This is a genomic window from Spirillospora sp. NPDC029432 (genome assembly GCF_040703975.1).
Lineage (GTDB): Bacteria > Actinomycetota > Actinomycetes > Streptosporangiales > Streptosporangiaceae > Spirillospora.
Genome location: NZ_JBEZWH010000033.1, coordinates 73,601 through 81,427, shown reverse-complemented (window position 1 = coordinate 81,427; position 7,827 = coordinate 73,601). Strand labels below are relative to the sequence as shown.

Annotated in this window: 7 protein-coding genes; 5 read left to right on the top strand and 2 right to left on the bottom strand. The window is 76.6% G+C overall.

Annotated elements, in window-relative coordinates; genetic code table 11:
- The coding region (locus AB0881_RS24695) for a sugar phosphate isomerase/epimerase (protein WP_366620294.1) at positions 1-862 on the top strand (862 nt) is incomplete at its 5' end.
- A 37-nt stretch (positions 863-899) separates the two neighbouring features.
- Positions 900-1,907 carry a sugar phosphate isomerase/epimerase family protein gene (locus AB0881_RS24690; protein ID WP_366620292.1) on the top strand — a complete coding sequence of 336 codons (1,008 nt, stop codon included), beginning with the start codon at positions 900-902 and terminating at the stop codon, positions 1,905-1,907.
- A gap of 40 nt (positions 1,908-1,947) precedes the next feature.
- Here AB0881_RS24690 and AB0881_RS24685 read toward each other — a convergent pair whose 3' ends face one another.
- Entirely contained in the window at positions 1,948-2,655 is a 708-nt protein-coding gene (locus AB0881_RS24685) for a cupin domain-containing protein (protein ID WP_366620290.1), read from the bottom strand.
- A gap of 338 nt (positions 2,656-2,993) precedes the next feature.
- Between AB0881_RS24685 and AB0881_RS24680 the strand changes: the two genes are divergently transcribed.
- A complete protein-coding gene (locus tag AB0881_RS24680; RefSeq protein ID WP_366620288.1) occupies positions 2,994-3,584 on the top strand; it encodes a hypothetical protein in 591 nt (196 codons plus the stop codon).
- Here the strand turns inward: AB0881_RS24680 and AB0881_RS24675 are convergent.
- Positions 3,523-4,122 carry a Uma2 family endonuclease gene (locus tag AB0881_RS24675; RefSeq protein ID WP_366620286.1) on the bottom strand — a complete coding sequence of 200 codons (600 nt, stop codon included), beginning with the start codon at positions 4,120-4,122 and terminating at the stop codon, positions 3,523-3,525. The two genes, AB0881_RS24680 and AB0881_RS24675, sit on opposite strands and share 62 nt — an antisense overlap.
- A 195-nt stretch (positions 4,123-4,317) precedes the next feature.
- Here AB0881_RS24675 and AB0881_RS24670 point away from each other — a divergent pair, with 195 nt between their 5' ends.
- Together AB0881_RS24670 and AB0881_RS24665 are read left to right on the top strand one after the other, a co-directional pair.
- Complete coding sequence (locus AB0881_RS24670) at positions 4,318-4,884, top strand: DUF1707 domain-containing protein (RefSeq protein WP_366620284.1); 567 nt, start codon at positions 4,318-4,320, stop codon at positions 4,882-4,884.
- Between the two features lie 127 nt (positions 4,885-5,011).
- Entirely contained in the window at positions 5,012-7,690 is a 2,679-nt protein-coding gene (locus AB0881_RS24665) for a hypothetical protein (protein ID WP_366620282.1), read from the top strand.
- Positions 7,691-7,827: the final 137 nt, after the last annotated feature.

The following is a 7,827-nucleotide window of genomic DNA, read 5'->3' as shown; positions in this document are numbered from 1 at the left end:
CGGCGCCGCGCTGACCGCCCTCGGCCTGGGCACCGCCGCCGCCCTCCCCGCGACCGCCGCCGCCGACACCGGCCACGCCGCCCGTCCCGGCCACGGCGGGCACGGCGGCCACGGCAAGGGGCGGATCCCGCGCGGATCCATCAGCATCCAGCTCTACTCGCTGCGCTCGATGCTGGCGGCCGACCTGGACGGCACGCTCGCGGCGCTGGCCGCGATCGGCTACCGCAAGGTCGAGGCCGCCGGGACGCACGGCCGCACCGCCGCCGAGTTCCGCGCCGCCCTCGACCGGGCCGGGCTGCACGCCACGTCCGGCCACGTCAGCGTCGGCGACGGCTGGCAGCAGACGCTCGCGGACGCCCGCGTCCTCGGGCACCGCTACGTCGTCCACCCGTGGGCGAGCTTCGCCACCGCGGACGAGTGGCGCCGCTTCGCCGACCAGCTGACCGAGGCGGGGGCCGCGGCGCGCGCCGCGGGGCTGCGCTTCGGCTACCACAACCACGCCCACGAGTTCGAGCGGCTGCCGACCGGCGAGCGGCCCTTCGACATCATCACCGCCACCGACCCCAGGCTGGTGCATCTGGAACTCGACCTGTACTGGGCCGTGACCGCCGGCGCGGACCCGGTCGCGCTGCTGCGCGAGCACGGCCGCCGCGTCCTGCAGTTGCACGTCAAGGACCGGGCCGCGGACGGATCGTTCGCCGACGTGGGCACCGGCACCATCGACTTCCCCCGGATCTTCACCGCGGCGTGCCGGTCGGGGGTCGCCGAGTACATCGTCGAGCGCGACACCCAGCCCGACCCGCTCCGCACCGCGCGGGTCGGCTTCGAGTACCTGCGCACCGTCCGGTTCCCGCGCCGCTGACCCACGCACGAGAGCACTACAGCACCAGGAGGACTAGATGGCACGACCGATCACCCTGTTCACCGGCCAGTGGGCGGACCTGCCGTTCGAGGAGGTGTGCCGGCTGGCCTCCGGCTGGGGCTACGACGGGCTGGAGATCGCCTGCTGGGGCGACCACTTCGAGGTCGACCGGGCGCTCGCGGACGACTCGTACATCCCGCGCAAGCTGGAGACCCTCGCCAAGTACGACCTGAAGGTGTGGGCGATCTCCAACCACCTCGTCGGGCAGGCGGTCTGCGACCATCCGATCGACGAGCGGCACGAGGCGATCCTGCCCGCCCGCATCTGGGGCGACGGCGAGCCCGAGGGGGTGCGGCGGCGCGCCGCCGAGGAGATCAAGGACACCGCGCGGGCGGCGGCGAGGCTCGGCGTGTCGACCGTGGTGGGCTTCACCGGCTCCTCGATCTGGCACACCGTCGCGATGTTCCCGCCGGTGCCACCGGCGATGATCGAGCGCGGGTACGCCGACTTCGCCGCCCGCTGGAACCCGATCCTGGACGTGTTCGACGAGGTCGGGGTGCGGTTCGCGCACGAGGTGCACCCGAGCGAGATCGCGTACGACTACTACACGACGGAGCGGGCGCTGGAGGCGGTCGGGTTCCGGCCCGCGTTCGGGCTGAACTGGGACCCCTCCCACTTCGTGTGGCAGGAGCTCGACCCGGTGAACTTCCTGTTCGACTTCAAGGACCGGATCTACCACGTCGACTGCAAGGACACCAAGGTCCGCACCGGCGACGGGCGGCGCGGCCGGCTGTCGTCGCACCTGCCGTGGGCCGACATGCGGCGCGGCTGGGACTTCATCTCCACCGGGCGCGGCGACGTCCCCTGGGAGGACTGCTTCCGGGCGCTGAACGCGATCGGGTACGCCGGGCCGATCTCGATCGAGTGGGAGGACGCGGGCATGGACCGGCTGCGCGGCGCGCCGGAGTCGCTGGAGTTCATCCGGGAGCTGGCCACGATCGAGCTGCCGGAGGCGTCGTTCGACGCGGCGTTCTCCTCGGACTGAGCGCGGGGCGGCCGCGCCCGGACGTCAGTGCGCCCGGACGTCAGTGCGCGCGGAAGTCGGCGAAGTCGAAACCGGGCGCGACGACGCAGCTGACCAGCACCTCCGTGCCGCCGGCGGGGCGGGCGGCCTGCCAGGTCCCGGCGGGGACGATCGCCTGCGGGGCCTGGCCGTCCGCCACGTCCGGCCCGACGGTGACCACGGTGGGGGAGCCGGGCTCCGGCCCGTCACCGCCGAGCAGCAGCGACAGTGGCCCGCCGCGGTGCCACAGCCAGACCTCGTCGGAACGGACCGAATGCCACATCGACTCCTCGCCGGGCGGCAGCAGGAAGTAGATGCCGGTCGCGGCGGCGCGCTCGCCCGGGTACCCGTCCGGGACGAAGCTCGCCGGCGCCCGCCACGTCTCCCGGTACCAGCCGCCCTCCGGATGGGGCAGCAGGCCGAGCGCGGCGGCGGTGGCGGGGCGGTCGAGGAACGCGGCGTGGCGCCCGTCCGGGCCGCGCCGCCCGTACCGGACCCGGACGGCCCGGCCGCGGTCGACCGTGCCGCGGGCGGGCCCGGCGCCGAGGCCGGGCGGCGGGTCCAGGGTGACCGCGAGGACCTGGCCGGCCGGGAACGCGTCGTCGGCGACGGCGAGGAGCCCGCGCGCGTCCTCGGACTCGTCGGGCGCCCAGACGGCGCCCGCCTCGGCCAGCACGAAGCGGGGATCCGGGCCGGACTCCCATGCGTCCAACGTCGTGAGCAGCAGCACGGCCCCGACCCTAGCGCGTTGATCGAACGTTGATCGGCTGTTGATCGGCGCACGGCAGGGTATGTCGGGCACGGTCCTTGGGCCGCGGTGTGGGTGACCGCGGGGTTCGCGGGGTTCGCCGCGGAATCCGCCACCGCGTTCGGGGCCGTGCCGTCTTGTGCGGCGGGCCGGCCGGATCGGGGGATGCGGCGGCCCGCCGGCCGGGGCGGGCCGTGATCGCCGCGAAGCGGGGGCCTTCCGCCGCCGCGCTCCCCGGACCGCCGCCTCCCCCGTCCGGGGGAGCGGGACGGGTCCCGCGAGGGAAGTGGCGGAAGTGGCGGCGCGGCCAGCATGGCGGTATGAACACGACGACGACCCTCCCCGCGCCGCGCTGGATCGAATGGACGGCCCGCGCGGTCCCGCTGACCGTGCTGCCGTCCGGCCTCTGGCGGCTCGCCCTCGGCTTCGGCGTGCCGATGGGCTTCACCGGCGAGATGGCCGACCTCTACCACGGGCCCGACCCGGTGCTCACGCCGTACGTGATCCTGCTCAGCCTCCTGGCGGAGGGGGCCGCGCTGCTGACGCTGGGGCTCGTCCGGCCGTGGGGCGAGGTGTTCCCGCGCTGGATGCCGTTCATCGGCGGGCGGACGGTGCCCACGCTCGCCGCGGTGAGCGTCGCGGCGCTGGGCGCGGTCGCGGTCATGGCCATCTCCATGCCGCTCGCGGGGAGCTGGGACGATCCGGAATCGTTCGGCCACCCGGAGGCGCCGCAGGGGATCGCCCGCTGGATCATGCTGCTGTGCTACCTGCCGGCGCTCGCCTGGGGGCCGCTGCTGGCGATCGTGACGATCGCGTACTACCTGCGCCGCCGCGGCCTGCTGCCGTCGTCTACTCCATCTCCGACAGGCGCGCAGGATCGAACCGGACAGGGAACGGCCGCTCGGCGCTGAGCTCCTCCCCGGCCCGGACCCTGCGGCGGACGCGGTAGTGCGCGTCCGCCGCGCCGGGCCGGCTCAGCTCCAGCAGCGTCACGGCGGGCCGGGGCTCCAGGTCGACGATCCAGTAGTGGGGGATGCCGGTCGCGGCGTACTCGGCGACCTTCCGCACCCGGTCGGTCCGCTCGCTGCCGGTGCGGGGCGTCACGACCTCGGCGACCAGCAGCAGGTCGGGCCCGTAGTAGGTGCGGGCCTGGCTCTCCAGCGCGGCGCGCGCCACGTCCCGGCCCACCGCGAACGCGTCCGGGCGGCGGATCCCGGCGGCGGTGCCGACGTCCCGGGGCGGCCCGCCGACGTGCACGTCCGCGCCGGCCAGCGCGGCGGCGTCGCGTAGGAGGCCGCGCAGCCGCTCGGCGGCGTGGTCGTGCCACAGGTCGCCGGGCAGCTCGGTCAGCCACCCGTCGGCCAGCTCGTACCGCAGGCCGTCGTCGGGCAGCGCGTCGAGATCGTAGAGCGTGTACGGGCCGTGCGCGTGCCCCGCCACCGCACCCATGGCGTCCCCCTCGCCGATGATCTTGCCCGTCCGAATCTACTGGACCTCCGCGCGCGGCACGGTGTGGCCGGAGGGGGCGTTTCGTCTGCCTTTCTCTCCAAAAAGGAGGAGAGGCGGGTTAAGATACATCGCGACTTGACCTTCCGGTCGCGGCAGGCTCCAGACTCGGGGGCGACCCCCTCGAAGGAGGACGTGATGATGACAGAGCGGACCGGCCCCGTCCCGCGAGCCTCCGAGCGCGACCGCGACCAGGTGCTCGTCCGCCTGCACACCGCGTACGCCGAGGGCCTGCTGGACGACCGCGAACTGGACGAGCGCATCGACCTGGTGCTGGCCGCCGGCACGCCCGCCGAGCTCGGCCGGCTGGCCGCCGAGCTGCCCGCCCGCGAGGAGCCCGCCGCGCGGCCCGAGGCCGCCGCCCCGGGAACGTCCGGGCGCTTCCAGATGGCGTACAAGAGCAGGCTCCGCAGGGTGGGCCGCTGGCGCCTCCCCGCGCGCTACACGGCCGTCCTCTACAAGGGCGGCTGCGAGCTGGACCTGCGCGAGGCCGAGCTGTCCGCGCACGTCACGACCGTCCGGGTGGTGTCGTACAAGTCGGACGTGCGGATCATCGTGCCGCCCGGCGTCCGGGTGGAGGCCGGCGGCATGGGCGTCTCCACCGAGGTCCGCGGCGCACCGTCCCCCTCGGCGCCGGTTGTTCATGTCCAGGGCATCGCCTATAAAGGACCGATCGAGGTAATAGATCATCTTCGCCTGCCCTGAGGCGATATAAACGCTCCCGCACCCATTTCCAGCACAGATCGCGCGGATGTCCGCACAGCGGTGGTTTCCGCGCGGTTTGATGGTGTGTCATCCGCGAGACGGCATGCCGGTCGGTGAAGGAGCGTTCGTGACCGCAAGGACCCCGGAGCAGGACGGCGCCCCGCCGGTGGCGGAGGACGGGGACGAGCTCACCGGCCCGCTCGCGTCCCGGCGGATCCGCCGCCGGCTGACGTTCGGGACCCCCGAGGCCCTCGGCGAGGAGCCCGCCCGTCCGCAGGGGAAGCGCGGCAAGAGGCCCCCGTCCCCGTGGCAGCGGGCCCAGGAGGCCTGGGAGCAGGCGGGCGTGCCATGGCCGCCGTCCACGCACGGCTTGCAGGCCCCGCCCCGCCGGAAACCCGTACCGGCGTCCAGCGAACGGACGGCCGCGGCCGGACGGCGGGGGACGGGCCTGCGGCGGCCCGGACACGCGGCCGTGGCGGTCGCCGCCGGCGGCGTGGTCGCCGTGGCGGCCGGGGCCTACGCCGTCTCCGCGAACGAAGGCGACGCGGGAGACGCCGCGCCGCGTTCGGCGGTCGCCGCGGCCAAGCCCGCGGAGGGCGTCTTCACGCTCGACCCGGCGGCCCGTACCGACGGGCTCGTGCAGAACGTCGCGGCCGTGGCCGCCGCCGGACCCACCGTCGTCGCCACCGGGACCGAGACGGCCGGGGACGGGACGCCGGGCCGCGAGCGCGCCGAGTTCCTCGTCTCCCAGGATGGCGGCCGCTCCTGGCGGCTGGCCCCGGTACGGGCACCGGACGGCGCCGAGCCCGCGCCCGGCGCCCGGCCCCGGATGCTCGCCGGCGGCGCCGGCGCGTGGGCCGCGATCGGGCAGACGGCCGTACCCGGCGAGGCGGCCCTCTGGACGAGCGTGGACGGCAGGGAGTGGACGCGCGAGCCGGGCACCGGCCTGCCGTTCGGGCCGAACGACCGGGTGAACGCGCTCGCACGCACGAGCGGCGGCTTCGTCGCCGCCGGCGTCACCTCGCGCAGCGGGCGGTTCACCGGCGACACCCGCGGAGTGGTGTGGACGTCCGCCGAGGGCAGGGTGTGGCGGCGGGGCGCCGACCTCGCCCCGCTCGGGATCGCAGGCCTCGGCGGGCTGGCCGCGTCCGGCGACACGCTGGTGGCGCACGGCACGCACGCCCGCACCGTCACGAAGAACGTCAAGCGCAAGGGCAAGAAGAAGGGCACCCGGAAGGTCACCACGACCGTGCGCGGCGAGGGCCTGTGGCGCTCGGCGGACGGCGGCCGCACCTGGGCGCCGGTGAACGTCCCGCACGCCCAGGGCTCGTACGGCCCCGTCAGGAGCCTGGCCGCCGGGCCGGGCGGCTTCTACGCCGTACGCGACGGCAAGACGACCACGGGCCGGAAGAAGAAGCGGAAGACGGCGCGGTACGGCGTGGTCTTCGGCTCCCGGGACGGGGCCGCGTGGGCGCCCGCCGGACGGCTCTCGGTGCCGGGCTACGCGCGGGTCGAGCGGCTCGCCGGAACGCCCGCCGGGCTCGCCGCGATCGTCCGCGGCGGCCCCGCCGCCACCGTGCTGCACAGCGCCGACGGCCGCGCGTGGCGGCCCGGCGCGACGGTGCGGGGAGCGGCCGTGAGCGGGCTCGCCGTCGCCGGCGGCGGAGTCGCGGTGGCCGGCGGGCAGCGCGGCCAGGACGGCCTCCTGGCCGTCGCCGGACCGGCGGCCGGCCCCGCCGCGCCGGTGGACCTCACGAGGATCCCCGGCGCCGTCCGCCCGGAACGCGCGGTCACCGCGATGGCGCCCGGCGCGCCCGGCACGGCGATGGCGGTCGGCAGCACCGGCGGGTCCGCGGCCGCCTGGCTCAGGGGCGGGGACGGCACGTGGACCCGCGGCCCGGCGCCCGCGCCGGGCGCGCGGCTGACCGCCGTCGCGCACGGCCCGCACGGCTGGCTGGCCGTCGGCCGCGCCGCCGCGCCGAACGGGACACCCGGCCCGCTGGTGACGGCCTCCCGCGACGGCCGGACCTGGCGCCGGACGGGCGTACCGGGCGGCCGGGCCGCCTCGGGCGCCGCGTCCGGCCCCGGCGGCTACGTCGTCGTCGGCCAGGCCGGGAACGCGCCCGCGGCATGGCGCTCGGCGGACCTCGCCCGCTGGACGCGCGGCGCGAGCGCCGGCCGCGGCGACCTCGCCGGCCCGGCCGCCATGCGCGACGTCGCCTCGACCGGAACGGCTTACGTCGCGGTCGGCGGACGGCAGGCCGCCCGCCCCGCGAAGGGCGGCCCGCCGCCCGGCGAACTGCCCGCCGTGTGGACCTCGCCCGACGGGCAGAAGTGGACGGCCGCCGCGCCGCCGGCCCTCCCGGCCGGGCTGGCCTCCGGCGCGTTCGGCCGGGTCGTGGCGCGCGGGAACGCGCTGGTGGCGCTCGGCTCGGGCCGTACCGCCGCCGCACCCGGCGCCCCGCGCGCGTTCGCCGCCCAGTCGGCCGACGGCGGCCGCACCTGGCGTCCCGCCACCCTCCCCGGCACGAACGCCACGACCGCGCTCACCGCCGCCACCGCGACCGCGAAGGGCTTCCTGCTCGCGGGCGCCGAGGGCGCGGCGGGCCGCCAGGACGTCGCGCTGTGGGCGTCCCCGGACGGCGCCGCCTGGCGCCGCGTCGCGGCCTCCGGCAACGGCCTGGACGGTCCCGGGGACCAGCGCCTGACGGCGCTCGCCCCGATCGGGAACGATGTCGTCGGAGCGGGTGTCAGCGCCGGCCACCGGGGCGAGACCCCGACACTCTGGCGCACCCCCGCTCCCTGAACGGGCGGCCCCCTGGCAAGGCACCGGCCGGCGGCCTCCCGCCGGCCGGACTCGCCTTCGCCGGAATCACCCGTTGCAGCCGCAGGAACAGCCTTTCGCGCACGAGCAGTTCCCGCCGTGACCACAACTGCATCCAC

Coding starts and splice junctions, on each gene's coding strand:
- AB0881_RS24680 (WP_366620288.1), top strand. CDS start 2,994: ATGAACACGACGACGACCCTCCCCGCGCCGCGCTGGATCGAATGGACG.
- AB0881_RS24690 (WP_366620292.1), top strand. CDS start 900: ATGGCACGACCGATCACCCTGTTCACCGGCCAGTGGGCGGACCTGCCG.
- AB0881_RS24675 (WP_366620286.1), bottom strand. CDS start 4,122: ATGGGTGCGGTGGCGGGGCACGCGCACGGCCCGTACACGCTCTACGAT.
- AB0881_RS24670 (WP_366620284.1), top strand. CDS start 4,318: ATGATGACAGAGCGGACCGGCCCCGTCCCGCGAGCCTCCGAGCGCGAC.